Source organism: Mesorhizobium sp. WSM4307, assembly GCF_007003945.1.
GTDB lineage: Bacteria > Pseudomonadota > Alphaproteobacteria > Rhizobiales > Rhizobiaceae > Mesorhizobium.
The window spans coordinates 302,805-325,247 of record NZ_VFTB01000010.1 but is presented as its reverse complement, the minus strand read 5'-3'; the positions used below and the strand labels follow the sequence as shown (position 1 = coordinate 325,247).

The following is a 22,443-nucleotide window of genomic DNA, read 5'->3' as shown; positions in this document are numbered from 1 at the left end:
GGGGACGCTACAACGGAATCGAGCGGTCGTCGGCGAAGGCCTGCAGCAGCGCCCGCATCGGCAACCCCTGTGCCGGCGCCATCAGATTGTCGTCGAAGAACGCCGTCAGCTCATCCAGCGGCAGTTCCGTCAGCATCGCCTTGACCGGTCCGATCGAGGCCGGCGACATCGAGATCGAGCGGAAGCCAAGACCGATCAGCGCCATCGCCGAGATCGGCTTGCCGGCCAGTTCACCGCACAGCGTCACCGGCGTGTGGTTGCGGATGCCGGCGTCGGCGATCTGCTTGAGCACGCGCAGGAACGGCGCCGACAACGTGTCGAAGCGGTTGGCCAGTTGCGTGTTGCCGCGGTCGACCGCCATGACGAACTGGAACAGATCGTTCGAGCCGACCGAGACGAAATCGACCGCCTTCATCAATTCGTCGAGCTGGAACAGAAGCGACGGCACTTCCAGCATCGCGCCCAGCTTGAGGCTGGTCGGCAGATGATGGGCGAAACGCGAGAGATGCCGCACCTCGCGGTCGATGATTTCGCGCGCCTGGGCGATCTCGCCAAGCTCGGTCACCATCGGCAGCATCAGCTTGAGCTCGCGCCCGCCGCTGGCCTTCAGCAGGGCGCGGATCTGGGTACGCAGCAACCCGGGCCGGTCGAGCGTCAGCCGGATCGCCCGCCAGCCGAGCGCCGGGTTTTCTTCCTGGATGGCGCCCTTGAAATAGGGCAGCACCTTGTCGCCGCCGATGTCGATGGTGCGGAAGGTGACAGGTTTGCCGCGCGCGGCCTCCAGCACGTCGCGATAGAGCTTCTCCTGCGCCTCGGCGCGCGGAAACGTCGAGGCGACCATGAACTGCAGTTCGGTGCGGAACAGGCCGATGCCGGCAGCGCCCGATTCGGCCAGTTGCGGCAGGTCGACGGCAAGCCCGGCATTCATCAGGAGATCGACTTGCACGCCGTCCCTGGTCGTCGACGGCTTCTTGCGCAGTTCGCGATAGACCTCTTGCCGTCGGGCGCGGAACCGCACCTTTTCGGCATAGGCCGCTTCGAGATCGGACTGCGGCCGCAGATGAATCGTGCCTTCCTCGCCGTCGACGATGATGGCGTCGCCGTTTTCCGCCATGGAAACGGCGCCCTTCATCTGGCCGGCGACCGGAATGCCCATGGCGCGCGCGACGATGACGACGTGGCTGGTGGCGGCACCATCCTCGAGCACCAGCCCGCGCATTTTCTCCCTGGGGTAGTCCAGCAGCTCTGCCGCGCCCATCGAGCGGGCGACGATGATGGCGTCCTTTGGCAGCGAGGCCGCGACATCTTCCGGCCCGCGGCCCATCAGCTGGCGCAAGAGCCGGTTGGCGAGGTCGTCGAAATCGCTCATCCGCTCGCGCAGATAGGGGTCGGTCATGTGCAGCATGCGGGCGCGCATGTCGCTCTGCACCTTTTCCACGGCCGCCTCGGCCGTCAGGCCGTTGCGGATTGCCTCCTCCAGGCGCCGCACCCAGCCGCGGTCGTTGGCGAACATGCGGTAGGCTTCCAGCACCTGGCGATGCTCGCCCTCGAAGGCGACGTCGCGGCGCTCCAGCATGTCGTCGATGGAGAGCCGCAGCGAACCGAGGGAGCTCTCCAGCCGCCGGACCTCTTCCTCGCTGTCCTCATTGAACAGATTGGTAACGACGATGCGCGGCTCATGCAGCACGACATGGCCGAGCCCGACGCCGTCGTTGAAGGACAGGCCGGTGAAACTGACGGGCCGGCGCAGGTCGAGTTCCAGCCCAGGCCGGGTCAGCCGCGCCAGATCGCCGGTGGCGATCATCTCGGCGATGACCATGGCGGTGGTTTCCAGCGCCTCGACCTCGTCGTCGCGATAATGGCGCATGGTCTTGTTCTGCACGACCAGGACGCCCAGCGTGCGCCCGGCCCTGAGCACCGGCACGCCAAGGAAGGAATTGTAGATCTCTTCCCCGGTCTCCGGCAGATAGGCGAAAGCCGGATGTTCCTGCGCATTGGACAGATTGAGCGGCCGCGCGCTGGCCGCGATGGTGCCGACCAGGCCTTGCCCGAGTCGCAGCTGCGCCAGGTGGACGGCGTTCGGGTTCAGACCCTCGGTGGCATAGAGCTCAAGCACCGAATCGGCGCGCAGCACATAGAGCGAGCACACTTCCGCGACCATGTTGGAAGCGATGTCGCGCACGATCCGGTCAAGCCGCTCCTGCGGCTCCAGCGGCTCTTGCATGAGCTCGCGGAGCCGTTTCAGCAAAACGCGCGGGCCGCTGGCCTGGTCACGCATCGCGGCTTCTTCTCCAATGAAACACTTGCCGGCGCAGTTTCCGCCGCTGCCGGCATGCGCGCAACAACTGATTCAGTCTTGCTACTGCTTATCCAGACCGTAGACGGAATGCAAAGTGCGAACCGCAAGTTCGGTGTACGGACCGTCGATCAGTATCGAAATCTTGATCTCGGAGGTGGTGATGGCGCGGATATTGATCGCCTTCTCGGCCAGCGCCTTGAAAGCCGTGGCGGCGACACCGGCATGGCTCCTCATGCCGATGCCGATGACCGAAACCTTCGACATGCCGGCTTCCGACTGCACGACATCGTAGCCGACCTCGGCCTTCAGCCCGTCGAGCACGGCCAGCGCCTTGTCGACGTCACCCGAAGGCACGGTGAAGGTCATGTCGGTGAACTTGCCGTCCTCGGAGATGTTCTGGACGATCATGTCGACATTGATGTTGGCCTCGGCCAGCGGCCCGAAAATGCCGGCGGCGACGCCAGGGCGGTCGCCGACGCGGCGCAGCGAAATCTGGGCCTCGTCCTTGGCGTAGGCAATTCCGGTGACGACCTGCTGTTCCACGATCTCTTCCTCGTCGCAAATGAGCGTTCCCGGAGGATTGAGCAAATCCCCCATTCCGGGCGCGTCGGGATCGTCGAAGGACGACCGCACGAAGGTACGCACCCTGTGCACCATGGCAAGCTCGACCGAACGCACCTGCAGAACCTTGGCGCCGAGCGAGGCCATTTCAAGCATTTCCTCGAAGGAGATCTTGGCCAGCCGCCGCGCCTTGGGCTCGATGCGCGGATCGGTGGTGTAGACCCCGTCGACGTCGGTGTAGATGTCGCAGCGGTCTGCCTTGACCGCCGCGGCGATGGCGACCGCGCTGGTGTCGGAACCGCCGCGGCCGAGGGTCGCGATGCGGTTGTCCGGCCCGATGCCCTGGAAGCCGGCGATGACGGCCACCTGGCCCTCGCCGAAGCGCTTGATCAGGAAGGCGCCGTCAATGTCGAGGATGCGCGCCGCGCCATGCGCGTTGTCGGTCTTGATCGGGATCTGCCAGCCCTGCCAGGAGCGGGCATGTACGCCCATGTTCTGCAAGGTGATGGCCAGCAGGCCGGCGGTGACCTGTTCGCCGGAAGCGACGACCGCGTCATATTCGCGTGCGTCGTGCATCGGCGAGGCCTCGCGCGTCCAGCCGACCAGCTCGTTGGTCTTGCCGGCCATCGCCGAAACCACCACCGCCACCTCATGGCCGGCATCGACCTCGCGTTTGACGTGACGCGCCACGTTGCGGATGCGGGCGATGTCGGCGACGGAGGTTCCGCCGAATTTCATCACGATACGCGCCATGGAAGCGAAATGCCTTTGACTGAAGCCGGCCAGGAGCCGAAAACGAAGGAAAGCGCCCGGCTGGCGCCGGCCGCTGAATGCGCGGCCTCCTTAGCCAAATGCTTTGGGTTTCGCAAGGCTGGCGGCGGAATGCCGGCTTCAAGAAGACGGCATATTGCCATCCAGGCCAGCGCCGCGTACCAAATGCTGCCCGCGGGGGATTTCCTTTTGGCTCGGCATAACAGATGATTGCTCGTCTTCGGCGCGCCATGCGGTTGCAATCGCTGCCGCTTGTCGCCGGCTTTGCTGTGCTGTCGCTGATCGTCGGCACCCGCGCGCTGCTCGTCGAGGGACAAAGGGCCAATCGTGCCGCCGCGCGCGAGACAATCGAATACCAGCAACAGCTTTCAGGGCTGCTTTCATTGGCGCAGGAAGCCGAGGCAGGCCAGCGCGGCTATCTGCTGACCGGCGAGAAATCCTATCTCGAACCGTACCAGAAGGCTGTCGACGCAATTCCGGGCCAACTTGCCCACATCGATGCCATGACATCGTCCAATGATCAGCTCGCCCCGCAGATCAGCCATATCAAGGATGCGCTGGCGCAAAAGCTGGCTGAAATGTCCGAGACCATCGCCCTCTACGACAAGGGCGATGCGTCAAAGGCGCTGGAACTCGTCCGCGGCGGCCAGGGCAAGGCCGCCATGGACGATATCCGCGCCAGCATAGACACGATCCGGCGCATCGGCGCCGCCGACATCGCCGCGCGCGATGAACACACGGACCAGGCCGAGGCCTGGCTGCGTGTCGGTTCGCTTGCGGCCCTCGTCGCGATCTTCCTGCTCGGCGCCTATACCATCCGCCAATCCCGCCGCCGATTCCGCGAGGTCGCCACCGCCCAGGAAGAGCTGATGCGCAAGAACATCGAGCTCGGCAACGAGATCGACACGCGCGAGAAGGCCGAATCCCAGATTCGCCAGATGCAGAAAATGGAGGCGGTCGGCCAACTGACAGGCGGCATCGCCCACGATTTCAACAATATGCTGGCGGTCATCCTCAGCGCGATGAACCTTGCCCAGCGCAAGCTGAAGCGCGGCGAGAATGACATCGAGAAATTCATCGAGGCCGCGACGGATGCGGCCAACCGTGCCGCCAATTTGACCTCCCGGCTGCTTGCCTTCTCGCGCCTGCAGCCGCTGGCGCCGCAGGTGGTCGACACCAACCGGCTGTTGACCGGCATGTCCGACCTTCTGCACCGCGCGCTCGGCGAAGGCATCCGCGTCGAAACCGTGCTGGCGGCGGGCCTTTGGAAAACCTACGCCGACCCCAGCCAGATCGAGAACGCCATCCTCAACCTTGCCGTCAATGCCCGTGACGCCATGGACAATGACGGCCAATTGACCATCGAGACCGCCAACAGCCACCTCGACGACGCCTACGCCGCGACGCATGCCGAAGTCACGCCAGGCCAATATGTGATGATCGCGGTAACCGACGCCGGCACCGGCATGTCACCCGAGGTCATCGCCAAGGCGTTCGAACCCTTCTTCACGACCAAGCCGGTCAACAAGGGCACGGGACTTGGGCTGAGCCAGGTGTTCGGCTTCGTCAAGCAGTCGGGCGGCCACGTCAAGATCTACTCCGAACCGGGCCAAGGCACGACGATCAGGATCTATCTGCCCCGGTTTTTCGGACCGGAGGAGCCGGCGGCACCCGCCGGGCGCGGCAAGAGCGCCGCCAGGGTCACCGGAACGATCCTCGTCGTCGAGGACGACGCCCGCGTACGGGCCGCCACGACAGAGGCCATGCGCGAACTCGGCTACACGGTCATCCACGTTGGAAGTGGCCAGGAAGCCCTTCAGCAGCTGGCGGCGACATCGGACATCGCCGTGCTTTTCACGGATATCGTCATGCCTGCGATGAACGGCCGCAAGCTCGCCGAGGAAGCGGTTGCACGCCAACCCGGTCTGAAGGTCATCTTCACCACCGGTTTCACCAGGAATGCCGTCGTCCATAACGGCGTGCTCGACCATGACGTGCACTTCCTGGCCAAGCCGTTCACCATCGAGCAACTCGAAGCCAAGCTGCGCGACGTGCTGGACGCAAAATAGGCCGCGCCAGAACGTCCTTCAGCCTGAGGCAGTCACGCTTGTCCACAGGCCGGGATAGTCGGCGACGAAGCCGTGCGGCGAGACACCAAGGATCTCGTCATAGCCGAACACGGGCGCGCTGTAGGCGTAGCGGGTCTCGTCGAGACGCCGATAGCTTTGCTCGAGAAGCACCATGTCGAGCGTTGGAAAGCTCAGATAGGCGGCTGGAGCGGGCGTCGCCTCGCCGATGCCGAGGTCGAACCGGCGTATCGCCAGCAGGTTCGATGCCGGCGTGAAGCCGAGGTCGACGTCGACAAGGCCGGCAACGCCCCGCTTAGGCTCGCCGTTCAGCATCCACTCGCCGTCGGCACGTCGTTCAATGGCATAGTGCAGCTCGCGCATGCCGAGAAAACCATCGACCCGCGCCGATCGCGTGCACCAGCCGGCGTCGCAAATCACCTCATAGGCAAGGCAGCATGGCTTGCCGTCCTGGACGAAGATGGCCTGTCCCTGGAGGCTGTGCCCGCCATCGGCTTGCGACAGCAGGCAGGCGTCGTGGCCCTCCACATCCAGCCTGCGCCAAAGGATCGAAGCCGTCATGACCTTCATCGTGCACTCCTTCGAATCCAAACGATGCCCCTCATTCGCCAGCCGGCCAATTGTGTTTCACCGCCGCGGTCGACAACTGACATGCCCTGACAGGATGTTCCGCCCTGTCGGCAGAGGAAAATTGTTGCCTTGACTTTCCCGCCTACACGCCCGACTTCCTAGCGTTCGAGGAGACCAACCAATGCCAGAAGCCCGACGATCGACGATCGATGCCGGAGAAGTGGAACGCTTTTCCGCCCTTGCCGCCGAATGGTGGAACCCGAACGGCAAGTTTCGTCCGCTGCACAAATTCAATCCGGTCCGGCTTTCCTATATCCGCGACCAGATAGCGACGCGCTTCGGTCGTGACCCGCGTGCCGCGCGGCCGTTCGAGGGGCTGCGCATCCTCGATATCGGCTGCGGCGGCGGTCTTTTGTGCGAGCCGATGGCGCGTCTTGGCGCCGAGGTCGTGGGAGCGGACGCCTCCGAGACAAACATCGAAGTGGCGAAACTGCACGCAGCCGAGGGCAATGTGATCGTCGACTACCGAGCCACAACTGCCGAGGATCTTGCCGACGCCGGCGAAACATTCGACGTCATCCTCAACATGGAAGTGGTCGAGCACGTCGCCGACATCGATCTGTTCGTCGCCAAATGCGGCCAGATGGTCCGCCCCGGCGGCATCATGTTCGTGGCCACCATCAACCGCACGCTGAAGGCGCTGGGGCTCGCCATCATCGGTGCTGAATATGTGCTGCGCTGGCTGCCGCGCGGCACTCACCAGTTCGGCAAGCTGGTGCGCCCGGAAGAACTGGAGAAGGCGCTCGACGGCGCCAGCCTGACGGTCATCGACCGCACCGGCGTCACCTACAATCCGCTTGCCGACCGCTGGGCGCGGTCGAAGGACATGGACGTCAACTACATGGTGCTGGCGGAGAAGGGATCCGTCTGATCCGGCGCACTTTTCCTGGAATTTCCTCCAAGGTGTGTCGGGATTGAGGTCAGGCCGAGTCGAAAATGGTGGCTTCCGAGAACCGGAGCGGAGCGCATTTTTGGCCACGCGAGCACCGGCCTGCGCCGGCCGTAGCCTTAGCTGCCGCGCCATTCACGAGTGCTTCGGCCGGCGAGGCCGGAAGCGCAGGAAGCCGCCATTTGCAGGCCGGCATCACCTGAATATCACCACACCTCAGGCGTCGAGGGGCCGATAGCCTCCGCGCCAGTAGATCAGCGCCTGGCCGGCATCGCGGGTGCGCACTGCCTCGACCGAACCGATGACGATGGAGTGCGTGCCGCGGTCGATCATCTCGTCGAGGCTGCAGTCGAAGGTGGCCACCGCGTCCGAAAGCAGCGCGGCTCCGGTCTTCAGCGTCACCCATTCGGCGCCCTCATAGCGGTCCTTGCCCTTGATGCCGCCAAAGCCGGAGAAACGCTCCGCCACGGCTTGATGCCGGGGCCCCAGCGAATTGACGCCGAAATGCCGGTAGCGCTCAATAACCGGCCAGGTCGATGACGATCGGTTGACGCAAGCGATCACCTTGGGCGGTTCGGCCGACAGCGAGACCACCGAAATGACGACAAGGCCGGACCGGTCGTCGCCGACACCGGCGGTGATGACGCTGACATTGCCGACGATGAGCCGCATGGCGGCGCGGAAGTCGGCGACGCTGACCGAAGCTTCTGTCATGGACATTGCCTCTTCGCTTCTTTGCTAAGCCGCCGACTGCATTGCGGCCGGTGCGATGCGGATGCCCCTCTCTTCGAGAATGGGGAGCACGGTGTCGCGGAAATAGGGGAATTCCTCGACATAATCGACGAAGGACAGTGTCGAGCCGCGAAAGCCTGCCGCGTGCAGGGCGGTGATCCCGTCGGCGACCTGCTCGGGCGTGCCGGTGAGCGGGAAGCCGCCATGGCCCGCCGCCATGCGGTCGCGAATGAGCGCCAGAAGATCATGCGGGAACGACTGCGCATGGGCGAACTGCAGCCGAACCAGATTGTCGACCGCCGCCCAGTCGGCGTTGGCGCGGCCGAAATGTTCGAGATAGTCCTTGGCTTCCTTTTCGGTCGGCCGGCAGACGACATGGGCAAAGGTCAGCACGTCGACTTTGCTGCCGGCGGCCCTCGCCTGCTCCTTCAGCGCAATGATCTCATCCTTGGAGCGCGCCAGGTCGATTGCCGGCGTGAACAGGAAATCGGCGTTGCGGACCGCGAATTTGCGGCCCTCCTCCGAACCGGCGGCATTGAGGATCGGCAGCCGAGACGACGGACGCGGGTCGCCAAGCACATTCTTGAGCTTGAACCAGGTGCCGTCCCAGTCGAAGGCTTCCGTGCGCTCCCACAGCGCCTGGACAATATCGAACCATTCCTGGGCATAGCCGTAGCGCGTGACATGGTCATCGGGCAGTGTCAGCCCTAGCGCCTCATATTCCGGCTTGTTCCAGCCGGCGACGATGTTGAGGCCGATGCGCCCGCGGCTGATCTGGTCGATGGTCGCCAGTTGCTTGGCGACGACCACCGGATGGTTGGCCGCCGTGTGGGTGGTGGCGAAGACCGTGATGTTGCGGGTCAGCGCCAGGAGCCCGGCCGCCCAGGTGATCGTCTCCAGCACATTGCCGTGGAAATTCGTCTCGCCGCCATAACCGATCCAGCGCGCGATCGGCAGCATGAAGTCGATGCCGGCCTCGTCGAGCAGATGCGCCAGCCGCAGATTGTTGTCCCAGGAACTGGCCCAGCGCTCGGGAACCTTGGTGACGGTCATGCCGCCGGAACAATTGGACGCGAAAGTGCCGAGAAAGAAGGGTTGCGCGTGAGGCGCGGTCTTGTCGAGCATGCTCATTGGCGGTGTTCTCCTCATTTTTTGCTTATAATTTATAATAGAAAGTCTATCATAAATTCATGTGGACGCAATCACCGGGATCAGCGCATGCTGACGGCAGGGGACAGGCAGATGAACGAACGGCGCAAATCTTTGGAAACACAGGCCGAACTGCTGGATCGCGGCTGGCATCTGGCGCGCACGCCGCTGGAGATCGACGTCACCGAAGTCGAGTACGCGCTGATGCGCTCCTACGAGGCGTTCGGCCATTGGCAGGCTGAATGCCTAGCCACGGTCATCGAATTTTCCGCCAGCGGACCCGAGAACGCGCTGCTCCACATCATCCGCATGAACGACCGCCCGAAAAGCGTGCGCGATCTTGCCCAGATGACCAACCGCGACGACATCCCCAACATCCAGTACAGCCTGCGCAAACTGCTGAAGGGCGGTTTGATCACCCGCACCGGCAGCGGCAGGGCCGGCGTCACCTACGAAGTGACGCCGCTCGGGCATCGCGTGACCGAGCGCTATGCCGACATCCGCTCCGTCCTGCTCATCGATGCGGTGACGCGCATTCCCGAAATGGCCGACAAGCTTGAAGATGTCGCGCGCACGCTCGAACTGATGACCGGCATCTACGAACAGGCGGCGCGGGCCGCCGCCACGCACCGCCGCCGGAACCCAAGGCCGGAGCCCGGCGGCGACGCCGACGGCGGCGGAAAACTCTGACGACGTTTACGCAGGCTGCGGCTCCGCGACGACCTGGCTCTGCGCCTTCGTGGTGATGAAGACGCCGGCGGTGATGATGGCGGCGCCGGCCCAGGTCAGCAACTGATAGTGCTCGCCAAGGAAGATCGTGCCGGCAAACAGGCCGACCGCGGCCGCCACATAGCCGATCTGGCTGAGATAGACCGGGCCGCCGACCGCCTGCAGCCGGAAGAAGAAGGCAAACATCGCAGACGCCGATGCTACCTGCGCGATGACGACCAGCGGCACGCCTCCGAGCGGCGCGAAGGCCTTGATGCCGAACAGAGCGAGAATGCCGGCGAGCAGCAGCGTCGCCGACGCCAGATGGCTGCCGACGGCAAGCTCGATCGGGCCGGTGCCTTCCGGCCAGTCGACGGTGCGGTAGATGTTGCCGGCGCAAGGCTGACCGGGATCAGCAGCCCCATCACCACCCAGAACAGATCGGCCGGCTGGCTGGCCTCGCCGCGCGTCGCCGCCACCATCACGGCGCCGACGAAACCGACGGCTATGCCGATGATGCCCAGCATGTTGGGGCGCCGGACGCGCAGCAGGATCGAGAACACCAGCGTGACGACAGGCGACAGCGTGAACATGATGCCGGTATAGCCGGCGCCCAGATGCGGGATGGCCGAGAACATCAAGAGATTGGGGACGGCATAGGACACGGCGGCCGTGACGAAGAAATAGCGCAGTTTGTGCGCGGTGAGCCGGATACGCTGCCCGCGCAGCAAAAGCACGCACAAAAGCACGCCGCCGGCGCCGAGCGAAATGACGAAAGCCCAGACCATGGCCGGCACGCCGGCTGCCGTGGCGAGCTTGCCGAAGGGCAGTGTCAGGCCGAGCAGGCCGCCGGTGACGACTAGCAGGCCGAGCGCCGAATCCCAGAGAAATTCCATCGGATGGTCCCGTCACTCAATCGTAAAATTTGGCACTTGCGGCGCTTGGCCGGTGCTGTACCTTAAGATAAGATAACGCAAAGATTCTTAACGTCAAGATATTTAACGGTGAGACAGATGGATCGCGCGGCGAAGGCGATCGAGCAGTGGAAACGGGAGCGGCCGGACCTTGATGTCTCGCCGATGGGCGTGCTTGGGCGATTGAACGAAGCCTCGTCGTTGATCGCGCGTGATCGCCTGGCTCCGCTGTTTGCGCAATTCGGATTGCAAGCCGGCGAGTTCGACGTGCTGGCAACGCTGCGCCGCTCAGGCTCACCTTACGCGCTGACGCCGACAGATCTCTACGAAGCGACCATGGTAACCTCAGGCGCCATGACCAACCGGCTCGACCGATTGGAAAAGGCCGGATTGATCCTGCGCGGCCCGCACCCCAACGACCGGCGCGGCATCGTCGTGCAGCTTACCGAGAAGGGTCTCGCCTTGATCGACGAGGCCCTGACCGCCCACGTCGCCAATGAGCACGAGATCCTCGCGGGCCTGACGCCTGCGGAACGGGAAACGCTCGCGCACCTGCTTGAGAAATTGATAGGCAGCGTGAGCTGAACCTCAGTTGCGGTCGTCCGGAAACACCGGGATCGGCATGAAATCGACGCCATCCTCGGCCAGCCCCTTGGCCTCTTCCAGCGTCGCCTCGCCATAGATGCCGCGCGGGTCGGTTTCGCCGAAATGGATTTTTCGCGCTTCCTCGGCGAATTTGTCGCCGACATAGTCGGCATTCTCGCGCACCTTCTCGGCCATCGCCTTCAGTTGCGCCAGGGCCTGTTTCTGCGCCTCGCCCATGGCGAGCGCTATGGTCTCCTGCTTGCGCGCCGTGGAAACGGCGGGCGCCATCAGGGCCTTCTCTACCTTGTGCGAGCCGCAGCTCGGGCAATCGACAAAGCCACGCTTCTTCTGGGTATCGAAATCGTCATTGCTGCGGAACCAGCCCTCGAACTCGTGCTCGTTCTCGCAGATCAGGGTAAAGCGGATCAAGAGGCAGCACCCCTGAGACGCGGCGCGTCCACCGCGCCGGCATTGATGGTGAAATCCCGCGCATTCTTCAAATTGGGGATCTTCTTGCGCGCCGCAAGCGACTGCGCCGGGTCGATCTCGGCGACGATGACCGCTGGCTCGTCATGCGCGGCTTCGGCGATGATGCGCCCCCAGGGATCGACGATCAACGAATGCCCAAACGTCTCGCGGCCGTCCTCGTGCAGGCCGCCTTGCGCGGCGGCGACGACAAAGGCGCCGTTCTCGATGGCACGGGCCCTGAGCAGCACATGCCAGTGCGCCTCGCCGGTCTGTCGGGTGAAGGCGGCGGGCACGGTCAAAACATCGGCGCCAGCCAGCGCCTCGGTGCGGAACAGTTGCGGGAAACGCAGGTCGTAGCAGACCGCAAAGCCAAGCTTCGCGGCGCCCGCTACCTCGGTCACGACGGCCTCGGTGCCTGGTTCGTAGGCCGCAGATTCGCGCCAGCTCTCGCCATTGTCGAGGTCAACGTCGAACATGTGGATCTTGTCATAGGTGGCGAGCGTCGCGCCGTCCGGACCGAACAACAGCGCCCGGTTGGCGAGCTTGCCGTCGGCGCGCAGGAGGGCGGTCGAGCCGATATGCAGGAAGACGCCGAGTTCGCGCGCCAGTCCGCGCCCAGTCGCGACGATGATGTCCTTGTCTTCGGAGGTGAAGGAGGCGGCGCGCGCCTGCTTGTCGCGGATCAGCGCCCCGGTCATTTCCGGCGTCTGGATATAGGTCGCGCCCTGACCGGCCGCCTCCCGCACCAGCCGTTCGAGATCGACCGCATTGCGCTCGGGGCTTTCACCGGAACGCATCTGGACCGCCGCAGCCTTGAAAACACCCATCGTCACACCCTTAGATCGTCGCGCCGTTGGCGAGCAGCCTGTCCAGCTGGCCTTCGGCCTCCAACTCGTGGAGATCGTCGCAGCCGCCGACATGCGTGTCGCCAATGAAAATCTGCGGAAAGGTCGTTCGGCCGTGGGCTCGCGAGATCATCTCCTGGCGCAGTTCCGGCGAAAACGAGGCGTCATGCTCGGTATAGGTGACGCCCTTGCGCTCCAGCAGCCGCTTGGCCGCCGTGCAGTAACCGCACATCATGCGCGTATAGATCGTGACATCGACCATGACGAATTTCCGCTTCCGTTGCCGACTTATATAGTCACGGACTCGTCCGCCCGGAAGTCCCCCGGCAGCACACGCGCGAAGGTCAGCACGTCGACGGCGGCGGCACCTCCCTTTTTCAGCGCCTTGGTGGCCGCGCGCACGGTGGCGCCCGTGGTGTAGACGTCATCGATCAGAAGCACCCTGCGGCCGGCGATCTCGATCTCCGCCTCGGCAGGCACGCGGAAGGCGGCTCGCACATTCTCCTCGCGCTCCTGCCGCTCGAGCCCGACCTGCTGGCGGGTGAGTTTTACGCGCCGCATGGCGGAAGGCGCGAAAGACAGGCCGCTGAGCTCACAAACCGCACGCGCCAGTTCCGCCGACTGGTTGAAGCGCCGCCGGAAAAAACGCCGCCAGTGCAGCGGCACCGGCACCACCACATCGGCTTCGGCGATGAGATCGGCGCCTGCGCGCACCATCCAGCGCGCCATCCAAGGCGCCAGATCGGTGCGATCCTGGTATTTCAGCCCTTGCACCATCTGGCGGGCAACGCCGGAATAGGCGACGGCTGCCCGCGCCCGCTCGAAGGGCGGCGGATCCGCGATCGCCTCGGCCGACAGAAAACCCTCGCCCATATGGTGGGTGAACGGCGTGCCCATCACCGGGCACCAGGGCCGTTCCAAGAGCCGCAGCTTTGGCCAGCAGGCGCCGCACAGCACGCCCGGCTGCGAGACATGCCGGCGGCAACCGGCACAGACCGGCGGAAACAGCATGCGCGCCGGCCAGCCCAGGGCCGATCGGGCGAGGTTCCTGATCCCGATGGACTTGATCTCTGGCATCGGATCGGCCACGTGGTTGGTTCTCCGCACCGAGTGTACCAAGTATATCAGGGCGTGGACAAACAAGGATCCACCCGTTGCAGCCTATTATGGATACCTCTTTGTGGCTGGCGCACAAGCGGCGCGCGCTCAGCCATCCTGTCGACGGCGCCGATTTCCTGATGAACCGTGCCGCCGAGGACCTTGCCGACCGGCTGGGTGCCGTCGAGCGGCGGTTCGGCAAGGCGGCGGTGCTGTTTTGCCAGACGCCGGCCGTGGCCGATGTGCTCGCCGCGAGCGGCAAGGTGGCGGAGATCGTCCGCGTCGAGACGGACGCCGTCTTCCTGATGGGTGCCGTCGGCCTGGTCGCGCCGCTGGAAACCGTGCCGTTCGAGCCGGCAAGCCTCGATCTGGCGGTATCGCTTCTGTCGTTACAGGCGATGAACGACATTCCCGGCATGCTAATCCAGATCCGTCGCGCGCTGCGGCCGGACGGGCTCTTTCTCGGCGCCTTCGCCGGCGCCGGCACGCTCGGCGAGTTGCGTGAGAGCCTGCTTGCCGCCGAGACCGAGCTTTACGGCGGCGCCAGCCCCCGCGTCATCCCCTTTACCGACGTGCGCGACGCCGGTGCGCTGCTGCAGCGCGCCGGTCTTGCCCTGCCGGTCGCCGATGTCGAGACCGTGACGGTGCGCTATGCCAATTTGTTTGCCTTGATGGCCGATCTGCGCGCCATGGGCGAAACCAGCGCCCTCACCGATCGCAGCCGGCGGCCGGGCACACGCAGACTGTTTGCGCGTGCCGCGGAAATCTATGCCGAGCGGTTTTCCGACGCCGACGGCCGGATCCGCGCAAGTTTCTCGATGGTCTGGATGTCCGGCTGGGCGCCCGATGCATCGCAGCAGAAACCGCTGAAGCCGGGTTCCGCCAAAGTCTCGCTGAAGACGATACTGGAAGCTCCCGACGGGCAATGATCGGGTCAGCCGCGGACAGCCGGATCAGGGTGCGAACGCGTTCGCAAGCCGGCTGCCATTGTCGCTGAACAGCCAGGTGATCGAGTTGAACACCTGACCGATGCCGGCGACGATGGTCAGCGACAACACAGCGATGATCAAGCCATATTCGACCGCCGTGGCGCCGGATTCGTCTTTCAGAAAATGCAGCAGCACTGGTTTCATCACCTCGATCCCCTCGCCGAGGACCTTACCGCCGACCTGTTAAGAAAGGTTAACGGCAAAGCCTTAACAGGCGGTGAAACCGCCAACTCTTGCAAATTCCAACCATGTCAGCAGTCGCCGCTGGTTCTGCCATCGGAGCCGATGATGCAGACCGAATCGGGCTGCGCCTGCAGCACGCTGCGCCGCACCGTATAGGTGGTGCGATGGCCGATCGAGCCGGTGGCCGTCATGTCGAGACCACCGGGAAAATCATCGCGCGCCGATTGCGAGCGCGTCTGGCTGTCGAGGTATGGGGTCGCGATCAGCGCCAGCGCCACCGCGGCCGAGCCGAACAGCAGTGTCACGCGCAGGATGCCCATGCCCGCATCGGCGGCACGAAAGCCGCGGTCGGGCCGGATCGAATCCCAATCCCTGTCCAGGCTCATCCTATCGCTCCCCCGCCAATCCGCGACGCGGCCGCGACGACGCGGCCATGCATCAATTTTTCATGATGAGATAAATCTTCCATTAACGCTGGCTGATATGGGCGGTGGCCCGCTCCTCAGAGCAACTCCAGGAAAACGTGTGAAGCGGTTTTCCCGGCAAAGCGCGGAGCGCTTCCCTTGGGAATCGCGTCAAGACAAATCCTCAGAGCAGATCGATCAGGAACGGAATCAGCGGCGCGTCGGCCGGCGGCATCGGATAGTCACGCATCTGCTTCGGCCGTACCCATTTCAGCGCCTGTCCTTCCCGGGGCTGGGCGATGCCGCGGAAGCGGCGGCAGACAAACAGCGGCATCAACAGATGGAAGTCGTCATAGGAATGGCTGGCGAAGGTAAGCGGCGCCAGGCAAGGGATTTCGGTCTCGATGCCGATCTCCTCGTGCAATTCTCGGATGATGCATTGTTCCGGCGTCTCGCCGGGCTCGACCTTGCCGCCGGGAAATTCCCACAGGCCGGCAAGCTGCTTGCCCTCGGGCCGCTGCGCAAGCAACACGCGGCCGTCGGTATCGACAAGCGCGCAGGCCGCGACCAGGAGCAGACGCTTGCCGGTATTGGCCGGATCACTCATGCCCAATTTCACTCATGACCGGGCGGCCGGCGATAATGGTAGCGATAGACTTCCTGGAAGCCGAGCGACCGATAGAGCGCCAGAGCCGGCACATTGCCGGCCTCGACCTGCAGCCAGGCTTCCCGCGCGCCGCGCAGCCGCGCCCATTTCAGCGCCGACCGGATCAGGTTGCGGCCATGGCCTTTGTTGCGCGCCGCCTTGTCGGTGGCGACTTCGAACAGGCCGGCGAGATCGCCGTCATGCACGCAGATCAACGTCGCCAGCGCCTCTGTCCCATCTTCCAGCGCGAACAGCCCGGCCTCGGGCTGGATGGCGCCGATGATCTCCGACAGGCCGGGCCGCAGCGAAACATCCGAGCCGCTGACCTTGAGCGACGCGCCGATGAAGCGGCTGATGTCCTTGAGCGGAATCTGATCCATGGCGGCATCGAGCTGGGCGTCGGCCAGCGGCAGCCGCATGACCAGCGATTCGTCGAATCGGCTCCAGCCCTCCTTGTCGAGATGGCCGGCAAGATCGGGACCCGACAGCGGCGACATGCGGAACGTCAGCGGCCTGCCATAGGCGTCGAAACGGCGGCTGGCGCGGCCGATGCGGTCGGCTATGTGCTGGATGTCGCCGGGATCGAGCGGGTTGACCGAATTCAACCGCTTCGCCGGATGGCCGGCGGTGAGCCGCACCACCCAGGTGCCGTCATAATGGACGGCGGCCGCCGGCCAGGCGCGAAAGCCGGCCGCCTCGTAGCGGCGCACGATCGCAAGCATGCTTGCCGGATGCCTGGAAGCCAAAACCGTCAGCTCCGATAATCGCCGTTGATGGCGACATATTCCTTGGTGAGGTCGCAGGTCCACACCGTCGCCTTGCCGCGGCCAATGCCGATATCGGCACGGATGCGGATATCGTCGCGCTTCATGTAGGCCGAGGTCTTTTCTTCCGAATAGGCCGGATCGCGCTCGCCCTCATGCGCCAGCCGGTTGTCACCGAACCAGATCGACAGCCGGTCGCGGTCGGCGGGCTCGCCGGCCTTGCCGACGGCCATGACGACACGGCCCCAATTGGCGTCCTCTCCGGCGACCGCCGTCTTGACCAGGGGCGAATTGGCGATCGACAGCGCGATGCGCTTGGCCGAGCGGGCCGATTTCGCGCCAGTGACGGTGACTTCGACCTGCTTGCGGGCGCCCTCGCCGTCGCGCACCACCTGCAGCGCCAGCGACTTCAGCACCTTGCCGAGCGCCCGGCGGAACTGACCGAGCCGTGCGTCTTTCGGGTCGGTGATTTCGGGCGCACCGCGCTTCGCCGCCTTGCCGGTGGCGAAGATCAGCAGCGTGTCGCTGGTCGAGGTGTCGCTATCGACGGTCACCGCGTTAAAGGTCTTGGCCGTGCCGCGCGACAGCAGATCCTGCAGCACAGGGGCCGCGATCGGCGCGTCGGTGGCGATGAAGGACAGCATCGTCGCCATGTCGGGCGCGATCATGCCGGCGCCCTTGGAGATGCCGTTGATGGTGACCTCGGTATCGCCAAGCTTGACGGTCTGCGTCGCCACTTTCGGATAGGTGTCCGTGGTCATGATGGCCTTCGCCGCCTCGGTCCACAGGTCGGGCTTGCCAACGCTGACCAGTCCGGCGAGCAGGTGGCTGAACTTGGTCGCGTCGAGCGGCTCGCCGATGACACCGGTCGAGGCCAGGAAGACCTCCCCTGCCGTGCAGCCGGCAGCCTTTGCCGCCGCCTCGCCGGTCAGCGCGGTGGATTCGCGGCCCTTCCTGCCGGTGAAGGCGTTGGCATTGCCGGAATTGACGACCAGCACCCGCGCCTTGCCGGCGGCAAGGTTCTGGCGGCAGAAATCGACCGGCGCCGAGGGGCATTTCGACCTGGTGAACACGCCGGCGACCGCGGTGCCGGCATCGAACACCATGGCCAGCAGGTCGGTGCGGTTCTTGTACTTTATCCCCGCTTCGGCGGTGGCGATGCGCACCCCTTCAATGACAGGCATCTTGGGGTACTTCTTCGGCGCGAGCGGCGAAATCGTCGTGGACATGGGGACCTCGGGCGGGAAAATCGCAAGGGAAGGCCGGTTTGCCCGATACGGCGCGCGGGCGCAAGGGCGTTTTCGCCGCGCCTGCCGGGGCGGCGAACCACGCCGGATTAAGCCTGCATTTCAAATCTGTTGGCATCGCCGGGCGCTGTGACGCTATGATCGCGCCCATGGGCAGGCTCGCGATCCTCGCTTGGGCATTTCTGGGACTGTTGCTGCTGAGCGCCGACGCTGAGCCGGCGCGGCGCGTGGCTCTCGTCATCGGCAACGGCACCTATGCCGAGGCCGGTACGCTGGCCAATCCGGTCAACGACGCGCTCGACATCGCCGACAAGCTGCGCTCCATCGGTTTCGAGGTCATCGAAGGCAACGATCTCGGCAAGCGCGAGCTCGAACGCAGCATCGGCGAATTCTCCGATGCCCTCCAAGGCGCGGGCGTCGGGCTTTTCTACTATGCCGGCCACGGCCTGCAGGTCGACGGGCGCAACTACATCGTGCCGGTCGACGCCAGGCTCGAGATGCCGGTGAAACTGCAGCTCGAAGCCGTGCCGATCGACGAAGTCCTCGACATCATGGAACAGCAGACCAAGGTGAGCCTGGTGTTTCTCGATGCCTGCCGCAACAACCCGTTTGCGCGCAGCCTGAGCCGCACCGCCACCACGCGCTCGGCGACGGCGCTCGCCGGCCTGGCGCAGTTCGATTCGACGCGCGGCTCCTTCATCGCCTTCTCGACGGCGCCGGGCGCGGTCGCCATGGACGGCACCGGGCGCAACTCGCCCTTTGCCGCCGCCCTGTTGCGGCACATCGCCGAGCCCGGCCAGAGCATCAACGACATGATGATCGCGGTGCGCCGCGACGTCGTTTCGCAAACCCGCGAAGGCCAGCGCCCCTGGGAGCAGGGCTCGCTGCTCGAACGCTTCGAATTCGTCCCGGGTGAAGGCCCTGCCCCGAAACCCAAGCCGGCGGCCGAGCCGGCGCCGGCTCCACAGGTCGCTGCACTTGAACGCTCCGTGGGTGACGACAAGGCTTCGATCGAACAATTCCTGCGCCGGGATTATCTGACGCCGGACACCAAGACGATGGCTGAAACGGTCAAGCGGATCTACGGCGCGTCGGCCACCATTTTCGGCACACGCTACGACGCCGATGCCATCGTCAAGGTGAAGACCGACTGGTTCGCGCAGTGGTCCTCGTGGTCGCTCGGGCTGGAACCCGGCAGCCTGGAGATCACGCCGCATGGCGAGGACCGCGCCGACGCCGCCTTTGCCATGCGCTACGACTACGTGCCGAAGGACAAGTCGGCGGCACGGCTGACCGGCAAGGCGCGCGTCACGCTCGGGCTGGTCAAGGCCGTGGAGGGATGGCGCATCGAATCCGAAACCTCGCAGGCGACGCAATGATGCGCTGACCCGGGGCGCGAATTCACGGGCTTTGGCGCGACATGAATTCGGTGCCGAAACTGAGCAGTGCAGCAACCGGCAGCGCCAGGCCGATCCAGGACACCAGTGGCCAGCCGCCTTGCGCATAGGCCCAACCGCCGACGCCCGAGCCGATCGCGCCGGCGATGAAGAACGTCGCCATGTAGAGTCCGTTCAGGCGGCTGCGATGCGCGGCGCCGAGCGCGAACAGGTCCCGATAGCCGAGGACAAGGTTGGTCTGCACGCCGAAGTCGAGCACGATGGCGGCGGCGACCAGCAGCGCCAACGAAAGCGTCGAACCGCTATGGGCGATATGGGTTACAAGAAAGGCGGCGGCGACGCACAGCATGGCAAAGGCTGTCGCCGGGCGGCTCCATCCGCGGTCGGCGACCCTCCCGGCGAGCGGCGCGGCGATTGCGCCGGCGACGCCCGCCAAAGCGAACAGGCCTATGCCGCGCTGCGTCAAGCCAAAATCGGGTCCGGCCAGCAGCAGCGGCGTCGTCGTCCAGAACAGGCTGAAGGCCGCGAACAGGAAGGCCTGATAGAGAGCCCGCCGCCGCAGGACCGGTGTCGAGCGCGCAATCTGTACCATGGACGCCAAAAGCGCGCCGTAGCTCAGACGCGCCGTCGGCACGCGCCTGGGCAGCGCGAACCGCAGCACCACGGTCAGCACGATCATGACAATGCAAGAGGTGAAGTAGACGACATGCCAGGACGACAGCGCGGTGATGAAGGAGGAAAACGGCCGTGACAGCATTATGCCCAGCAACAATCCCACCGAGACATTGCCGACCACGCGGCCACGCCTGGCTTCCGGCGCCAGGTGGGCCGCATAGGGGATAAGGGTCTGCACCGCGACCGAGCCAAGGCCGACAAAAAGCATCGCGGCCAGAAATGCCGCCGGCTGCGTTGAAATCGCCGCGCCCAGCAAGGCCAGCGTCGCAACGGCGAGTATGCCAAGCACGAGCCTGCGGTTCTCGACGAGGTCGCCAAGCGGCACGATGAACAGCAGGCCCACCCCGTAGCCGATCTGCGCCATCGTAACGATCAGGCCAGCCGCATGCGGGGGCAGGCCAAGTTCGGCGCCGATCGGGCCAATCAATGGCTGTGCGTAATAGATATTGGCGACGATCAGCCCGCAGGCGGCAGCCAGCAAGAAGGTGATCCAACTCGAAATTGTCGTCTCGGCGGGTGCGGAGCCGGATGCGATAATGGTTGTCATGGTGATGTCCATCGGAACGAAACGTTTCGTTGAATAGAACGAACCGTTCCGTTTCGTCAAGCGATGATGTATGAACGTCTCTTGGCGTCAGCGTATGTTGCGGCCAAATGACTTCATTTGGCGCCAGCAGGAACGCTGCAAGGAAAACGACCGCTTTTGCTCCCGGATGGCCGGCCTCCAGCTGGCGAATGCGGGCGAAGGCAACGGTTGCAGTTGGGTTGTCGTAGCCGACCCGCAACCGCTTCAGGAGGAACGGCTCATGGGCGAAATCGCCGATCCGGCACGCAAATCGATTGGCGCCAGGCGCAATCCCGACAGCGCCGAAGCCATTCTGGAGGCTGCCGAAGCCGTGCTGGTCGAGGCCGGCTATGCCGGCTTCTCGATCGAGGCGGTGGCCCGCCGCGCCCGTGCCGGCAAGCCGACCATCTACCGCTGGTGGCCGAGCAAGGCGGCACTGCTGCTCGAAGTCTACCAGCGCCAGAAGCGCGTCGACATTCCCGATACGGGAAGCCTGGAGGAGGATCTCGTCGGCTTCCTGGTCAATCTGTTCACGCACTGGCGCGAGACATCGTCGGGCAATGTTTTCAAGTCGCTGATCGCCGAGGCACAGTCGGATGAAACCGCGGCGGCCGCCCTGGCCGGCTATGCCGGAGCGCGTCGCACCCACACTGGCCAGATCATCGAGCGCGCCAAGGCACGGGGCGAGATCGCCGGCGAGATCGATGCGGGCGTGGTCGCCGATCTCATCGCTTCCTACGCCTGGCGGCATCTCCTGACCAACCGGCTCGACGAGCCCGAGGCAACGATACGCAAGATGGTCCGCTATCTCCTGCAGGGCATAGCAGCCGGCAGATAGCGGTATGCCGGTCAAAAAAAGGCGCGGCAACCCTTGGCTGCCGCGCCCTTTTGAAACTCAATCAGGCTTACTTGCCGGCTTCCATCGTGTCGACGGCCTGCTTCAGCTTGGCGTCGGGGATCTCGACCTTGGCGCCGGCGCGCAACGACTTGACCAGCGCGAAATACTTGTCGCGGATGACTGCCTGCTTGGCCTGGTCCTTGACGTCGTCGAAGGCCGGCGGCTGCTTGGCGCGCTTGTCCTCGAGCTTGATGACATGCCAGCCGAACTGCGTCTGCACCGGCTGCTCGGTATATTTGCCGACCTCGAGCGCGAGGGCCGCCTTGTCGAACTCCGGCACCATCTGGCCGGGTCCGAACCAGCCGAGATCGCCGCCATTGGACTTGCCCGATGGATCGCTGGTGTGCTCGTTGGCGAGCTTCTGGAAATCGCCGCCGCCGTCGAGCTGCTTGATGATCGCCTCGGCCTCTTCCTTCGTCTTCACGAGGATGTGACGGGCATGCACCTCGTTGACCGGCGGCGTGTTGGCGATTTCCTGGTCGTAGCGGGCGCGGATCTCGGCGTCGGTGACCTTGTTGACGACGCCCTTCTCGACCATCTCGCCATGCAGCGCGCGCTGCTGCAGGAAGGCCATGCGGCGCTGGAAGTCGGGATCCTTGTCGAGGCCGTCGGTAACGGCCTTGGCGGCCATGACGCGGATCTCGATGGCCGCCGAAAGGGCAGCCGCGCGGCGCTGTTCGGGCGGCAGCTGCGCGAACTGCTGCGACAGCTCGCCCTCGGCAAGCACCAGGTCGGCTTCGGTCAGGGGCTGGCCATTGACGGTGGCGACCACGGCATTGGGGTCGACCGGCGCCGCCGCGGGTGCGGCCGGAGCAGCAGGAGCGGCCTCCTGCGCCATGACGGGCGACAGGCAAAGAGCCGACAGGCCGAAGGCCAGGCCAAGGCTGGCAAGCGACGCACGGCGGAACAACAAGGGCATAAGGATGACTCCGGTGGAGG

The 22,443-nt window shown here is 64.9% G+C and carries 23 protein-coding genes and 1 pseudogene; 7 read left to right on the top strand and 17 right to left on the bottom strand.

The annotated features are described in order from the left end of the window. Nucleotides 1-7 precede the first annotated feature (7 nt). Nucleotides 8-2,278, bottom strand: a complete 2,271-nt coding sequence (gene ptsP, locus FJV83_RS25400; protein WP_019861345.1) for a phosphoenolpyruvate--protein phosphotransferase — start codon at nt 2,276-2,278, stop codon at nt 8-10. 81 nt (nt 2,279-2,359) lie between these two features. Further along, on the bottom strand, nt 2,360-3,613 hold the full coding sequence (locus FJV83_RS25395) for an aspartate kinase (protein WP_095772313.1): 1,254 nt from the start codon (nt 3,611-3,613) through the stop codon (nt 2,360-2,362). Nucleotides 3,614-3,861: 248 nt separating this feature from the next. Here FJV83_RS25395 and FJV83_RS25390 point away from each other — a divergent pair, with 248 nt between their 5' ends. After that, a complete protein-coding gene (locus FJV83_RS25390) occupies nt 3,862-5,700 on the top strand; it encodes a CHASE3 domain-containing protein (protein ID WP_142885757.1) in 1,839 nt (612 codons plus the stop codon). Between the two features lie 18 nt (nt 5,701-5,718). Here the strand turns inward: FJV83_RS25390 and FJV83_RS25385 are convergent, their stop codons facing one another. Continuing rightward, entirely contained in the window at nt 5,719-6,288 is a 570-nt protein-coding gene (locus FJV83_RS25385) for a putative glycolipid-binding domain-containing protein (protein ID WP_142885595.1), read from the bottom strand. 181 nt (nt 6,289-6,469) lie between these two features. Here FJV83_RS25385 and ubiG point away from each other — a divergent pair, with 181 nt between their 5' ends. Then, nucleotides 6,470-7,219 (top strand): bifunctional 2-polyprenyl-6-hydroxyphenol methylase/3-demethylubiquinol 3-O-methyltransferase UbiG, encoded by a 750-nt coding sequence (gene ubiG / locus FJV83_RS25380; protein WP_095772310.1) that lies wholly within the window; start codon nt 6,470-6,472, stop codon nt 7,217-7,219. Nucleotides 7,220-7,453: 234 nt separating this feature from the next. Here the strand turns inward: ubiG and FJV83_RS25375 are convergent, their stop codons facing one another. Next, nucleotides 7,454-7,951 (bottom strand): flavin reductase family protein, encoded by a 498-nt coding sequence (locus FJV83_RS25375; protein ID WP_095772378.1) that lies wholly within the window; start codon nt 7,949-7,951, stop codon nt 7,454-7,456. A gap of 24 nt (nt 7,952-7,975) precedes the next feature. Then, the gene (locus tag FJV83_RS25370; RefSeq protein ID WP_142877936.1) at nt 7,976-9,100 is read right to left on the bottom strand and encodes an LLM class flavin-dependent oxidoreductase; all 1,125 of its coding nucleotides are present in this window, start codon (nt 9,098-9,100) and stop codon (nt 7,976-7,978) included. 87 nt (nt 9,101-9,187) lie between these two features. Here FJV83_RS25370 and FJV83_RS25365 point away from each other — a divergent pair, with 87 nt between their 5' ends. Then, nucleotides 9,188-9,808, top strand: coding sequence for a winged helix DNA-binding protein (locus tag FJV83_RS25365; RefSeq protein ID WP_142885596.1), 621 nt, complete (start codon nt 9,188-9,190; stop codon nt 9,806-9,808). A gap of 6 nt (nt 9,809-9,814) precedes the next feature. On the opposite strand, the pseudogene FJV83_RS25360 reads toward FJV83_RS25365, so the two are convergent. Continuing rightward, nucleotides 9,815-10,722: pseudogene (locus tag FJV83_RS25360) on the bottom strand (DMT family transporter). A gap of 117 nt (nt 10,723-10,839) precedes the next feature. Between FJV83_RS25360 and FJV83_RS25355 the strand changes: the two are divergent. Beyond that, on the top strand, nt 10,840-11,325 hold the full coding sequence (locus FJV83_RS25355) for a MarR family transcriptional regulator (protein WP_095787852.1): 486 nt from the start codon (nt 10,840-10,842) through the stop codon (nt 11,323-11,325). Nucleotides 11,326-11,328: 3 nt separating this feature from the next. Here FJV83_RS25355 and FJV83_RS25350 read toward each other — a convergent pair whose 3' ends face one another. From FJV83_RS25350 to FJV83_RS25335, 4 genes are read right to left on the bottom strand one after another with little or no spacing between them, the layout of a single operon-like run. Continuing rightward, nucleotides 11,329-11,754: a DUF1178 family protein gene (locus tag FJV83_RS25350; RefSeq protein ID WP_095793253.1), complete on the bottom strand. Its 426-nt coding sequence runs from the start codon at nt 11,752-11,754 to the stop codon at nt 11,329-11,331. Beyond that, nucleotides 11,751-12,620: a carbon-nitrogen hydrolase family protein gene (locus FJV83_RS25345; protein WP_095772304.1), complete on the bottom strand. Its 870-nt coding sequence runs from the start codon at nt 12,618-12,620 to the stop codon at nt 11,751-11,753. The genes FJV83_RS25350 and FJV83_RS25345 overlap by 4 nt, the downstream gene beginning before the upstream one ends. Nucleotides 12,621-12,630: 10 nt before the next feature. Then, complete coding sequence (grxC, locus tag FJV83_RS25340; RefSeq protein ID WP_095772303.1) at nt 12,631-12,900, bottom strand: glutaredoxin 3; 270 nt, start codon at nt 12,898-12,900, stop codon at nt 12,631-12,633. Between the two features lie 26 nt (nt 12,901-12,926). Beyond that, nucleotides 12,927-13,727, bottom strand: a complete 801-nt coding sequence (locus FJV83_RS25335; RefSeq protein ID WP_095772302.1) for a ComF family protein — start codon at nt 13,725-13,727, stop codon at nt 12,927-12,929. Nucleotides 13,728-13,792: 65 nt separating this feature from the next. Here FJV83_RS25335 and FJV83_RS25330 point away from each other — a divergent pair, with 65 nt between their 5' ends. Next, nucleotides 13,793-14,665, top strand: a complete 873-nt coding sequence (locus FJV83_RS25330; RefSeq protein WP_095787855.1) for a methyltransferase domain-containing protein — start codon at nt 13,793-13,795, stop codon at nt 14,663-14,665. A gap of 24 nt (nt 14,666-14,689) precedes the next feature. On the opposite strand, the gene FJV83_RS25325 is transcribed toward FJV83_RS25330, so the two are convergent. From FJV83_RS25325 to argJ, 5 genes are all read right to left on the bottom strand, one after another. Further along, a complete protein-coding gene (locus FJV83_RS25325; RefSeq protein WP_095772300.1) occupies nt 14,690-14,869 on the bottom strand; it encodes a Flp family type IVb pilin in 180 nt (59 codons plus the stop codon). Nucleotides 14,870-14,976: 107 nt separating this feature from the next. Further along, a complete protein-coding gene (locus tag FJV83_RS25320) occupies nt 14,977-15,294 on the bottom strand; it encodes a hypothetical protein (protein ID WP_142885597.1) in 318 nt (105 codons plus the stop codon). A 202-nt stretch (nt 15,295-15,496) separates the two neighbouring features. Next, on the bottom strand, nt 15,497-15,919 hold the full coding sequence (locus FJV83_RS25315) for a (deoxy)nucleoside triphosphate pyrophosphohydrolase (protein WP_142885598.1): 423 nt from the start codon (nt 15,917-15,919) through the stop codon (nt 15,497-15,499). A gap of 8 nt (nt 15,920-15,927) precedes the next feature. Continuing rightward, nucleotides 15,928-16,680, bottom strand: a complete 753-nt coding sequence (locus FJV83_RS25310) for a GNAT family N-acetyltransferase (RefSeq protein WP_142885599.1) — start codon at nt 16,678-16,680, stop codon at nt 15,928-15,930. Nucleotides 16,681-16,709: 29 nt separating this feature from the next. Beyond that, nucleotides 16,710-17,951, bottom strand: coding sequence for a bifunctional glutamate N-acetyltransferase/amino-acid acetyltransferase ArgJ (gene argJ, locus FJV83_RS25305; protein ID WP_142885600.1), 1,242 nt, complete (start codon nt 17,949-17,951; stop codon nt 16,710-16,712). A gap of 167 nt (nt 17,952-18,118) precedes the next feature. Between argJ and FJV83_RS25300 the strand changes: the two genes are divergently transcribed. Beyond that, nucleotides 18,119-19,348 carry a caspase domain-containing protein gene (locus tag FJV83_RS25300; RefSeq protein ID WP_142885601.1) on the top strand — a complete coding sequence of 410 codons (1,230 nt, stop codon included), beginning with the start codon at nt 18,119-18,121 and terminating at the stop codon, nt 19,346-19,348. Nucleotides 19,349-19,370: 22 nt separating this feature from the next. Here the strand turns inward: FJV83_RS25300 and FJV83_RS25295 are convergent, their stop codons facing one another. Then, on the bottom strand, nt 19,371-20,588 hold the full coding sequence (locus FJV83_RS25295) for an MFS transporter (RefSeq protein ID WP_142885602.1): 1,218 nt from the start codon (nt 20,586-20,588) through the stop codon (nt 19,371-19,373). A gap of 259 nt (nt 20,589-20,847) precedes the next feature. Here FJV83_RS25295 and FJV83_RS25290 point away from each other — a divergent pair, with 259 nt between their 5' ends. Then, nucleotides 20,848-21,444 (top strand): TetR/AcrR family transcriptional regulator, encoded by a 597-nt coding sequence (locus FJV83_RS25290; protein WP_142885603.1) that lies wholly within the window; start codon nt 20,848-20,850, stop codon nt 21,442-21,444. Nucleotides 21,445-21,511: 67 nt separating this feature from the next. On the opposite strand, the gene FJV83_RS25285 is transcribed toward FJV83_RS25290, so the two are convergent. After that, nucleotides 21,512-22,423: a peptidylprolyl isomerase gene (locus FJV83_RS25285; protein ID WP_095787858.1), complete on the bottom strand. Its 912-nt coding sequence runs from the start codon at nt 22,421-22,423 to the stop codon at nt 21,512-21,514. Nucleotides 22,424-22,443 lie beyond the last annotated feature (20 nt).

What these genes read in the sequence shown, in the direction of transcription:
- FJV83_RS25300 (WP_142885601.1), top strand. Translation starts at nt 18,119, where the DNA reads ATGGGCAGGCTCGCGATCCTCGCTTGGGCATTTCTGGGACTGTTGCTG.
- FJV83_RS25395 (WP_095772313.1), bottom strand. Translation starts at nt 3,613, where the DNA reads ATGGCGCGTATCGTGATGAAATTCGGCGGAACCTCCGTCGCCGACATC.
- ubiG (WP_095772310.1), top strand. Translation starts at nt 6,470, where the DNA reads ATGCCAGAAGCCCGACGATCGACGATCGATGCCGGAGAAGTGGAACGC.
- FJV83_RS25320 (WP_142885597.1), bottom strand. Translation starts at nt 15,294, where the DNA reads ATGAGCCTGGACAGGGATTGGGATTCGATCCGGCCCGACCGCGGCTTT.
- FJV83_RS25390 (WP_142885757.1), top strand. Translation starts at nt 3,862, where the DNA reads ATGCGGTTGCAATCGCTGCCGCTTGTCGCCGGCTTTGCTGTGCTGTCG.
- FJV83_RS25295 (WP_142885602.1), bottom strand. Translation starts at nt 20,588, where the DNA reads ATGACAACCATTATCGCATCCGGCTCCGCACCCGCCGAGACGACAATT.
- FJV83_RS25315 (WP_142885598.1), bottom strand. Translation starts at nt 15,919, where the DNA reads ATGAGTGATCCGGCCAATACCGGCAAGCGTCTGCTCCTGGTCGCGGCC.
- grxC (WP_095772303.1), bottom strand. Translation starts at nt 12,900, where the DNA reads ATGGTCGATGTCACGATCTATACGCGCATGATGTGCGGTTACTGCACG.
- FJV83_RS25355 (WP_095787852.1), top strand. Translation starts at nt 10,840, where the DNA reads ATGGATCGCGCGGCGAAGGCGATCGAGCAGTGGAAACGGGAGCGGCCG.
- FJV83_RS25370 (WP_142877936.1), bottom strand. Translation starts at nt 9,100, where the DNA reads ATGAGCATGCTCGACAAGACCGCGCCTCACGCGCAACCCTTCTTTCTC.
- argJ (WP_142885600.1), bottom strand. Translation starts at nt 17,951, where the DNA reads ATGTCCACGACGATTTCGCCGCTCGCGCCGAAGAAGTACCCCAAGATG.
- FJV83_RS25375 (WP_095772378.1), bottom strand. Translation starts at nt 7,951, where the DNA reads ATGACAGAAGCTTCGGTCAGCGTCGCCGACTTCCGCGCCGCCATGCGG.
- FJV83_RS25285 (WP_095787858.1), bottom strand. Translation starts at nt 22,423, where the DNA reads ATGCCCTTGTTGTTCCGCCGTGCGTCGCTTGCCAGCCTTGGCCTGGCC.
- FJV83_RS25290 (WP_142885603.1), top strand. Translation starts at nt 20,848, where the DNA reads ATGGGCGAAATCGCCGATCCGGCACGCAAATCGATTGGCGCCAGGCGC.
- FJV83_RS25365 (WP_142885596.1), top strand. Translation starts at nt 9,188, where the DNA reads ATGCTGACGGCAGGGGACAGGCAGATGAACGAACGGCGCAAATCTTTG.
- FJV83_RS25310 (WP_142885599.1), bottom strand. Translation starts at nt 16,680, where the DNA reads ATGCTTGCGATCGTGCGCCGCTACGAGGCGGCCGGCTTTCGCGCCTGG.
- FJV83_RS25385 (WP_142885595.1), bottom strand. Translation starts at nt 6,288, where the DNA reads ATGAAGGTCATGACGGCTTCGATCCTTTGGCGCAGGCTGGATGTGGAG.
- ptsP (WP_019861345.1), bottom strand. Translation starts at nt 2,278, where the DNA reads ATGCGTGACCAGGCCAGCGGCCCGCGCGTTTTGCTGAAACGGCTCCGC.
- FJV83_RS25345 (WP_095772304.1), bottom strand. Translation starts at nt 12,620, where the DNA reads ATGGGTGTTTTCAAGGCTGCGGCGGTCCAGATGCGTTCCGGTGAAAGC.
- FJV83_RS25325 (WP_095772300.1), bottom strand. Translation starts at nt 14,869, where the DNA reads ATGAAACCAGTGCTGCTGCATTTTCTGAAAGACGAATCCGGCGCCACG.